This is a genomic window from Mesorhizobium sp. M7D.F.Ca.US.004.03.1.1 (genome assembly GCF_003998635.1).
GTDB classification, from domain to species: domain Bacteria; phylum Pseudomonadota; class Alphaproteobacteria; order Rhizobiales; family Rhizobiaceae; genus Mesorhizobium; species Mesorhizobium loti.
Window position 1 is genome coordinate 1 of record NZ_RZQG01001643.1, and the last position, 628, is coordinate 628.

Consider the following 628-nt stretch of genomic DNA (forward strand, 5'->3'; position numbering starts at 1 on the left):
TTGCGGTGTCGATCGGCTTCATCGGACCGCTCGTCATGGCAATGATCTCGTCGCGCCGGAAGGTTGATTTCGCCTGGATCCTGCTGGCCGCGGGAGGCATCCTCATGCTTACCCCTGACGTCGGTGGTTCTCTCGACCCAATCGGTGTCGCGCTTGCCCTGTGCGGCGCGGCGGGTTGGGCGAGCTTCATTTTCTTCAGCCGGCGGCTTGGAGACGCAGAGGGAGGCGCGTTGCCGCTCGCCATGGTGGCTTGCTGTATAATCATCTCCCCCATGGCTCTCCCAGCCGCAGTGTCGGGCGCTGTCGCACATCCGCAAGCTCTGCTTGCTGCCATCCTGTTGGCCATCTTTGCCTCTGCGCTGCCGCTTTCGCTGGAATACCGGGCGCTTGCGACGCTCCCGGCACACCGTTATGGCGTGCTGGTCTCGCTGGAGCCGGTTGTGGCGTCCATCATCGGCTTTGTGTTGCTTGGGGAGCGCATCGCGCCGCGCGGCTGGGCAGCGATCGCGATGATTACCTGCGCCTCGTTAGGCGTAGCATTGACCGATTTCCGTGCCCGGCGCGTGCGCCCTTGAAACAATATCGGTACAGCGGCGCCTACTTTGATGTCGCGGCGCATCGTTCCTGA

Annotated in this window: 1 protein-coding gene; it reads left to right on the top strand. The window is 63.4% G+C overall.

What is annotated here, in order from left to right; translation table 11 throughout:
- Positions 1–575, top strand: a 575-nt coding sequence (locus tag EN935_RS39245) for an EamA family transporter (RefSeq protein WP_164771891.1), incomplete at its 5' end; no start/stop codon positions are given.
- Positions 576–628 lie beyond the last annotated feature (53 nt).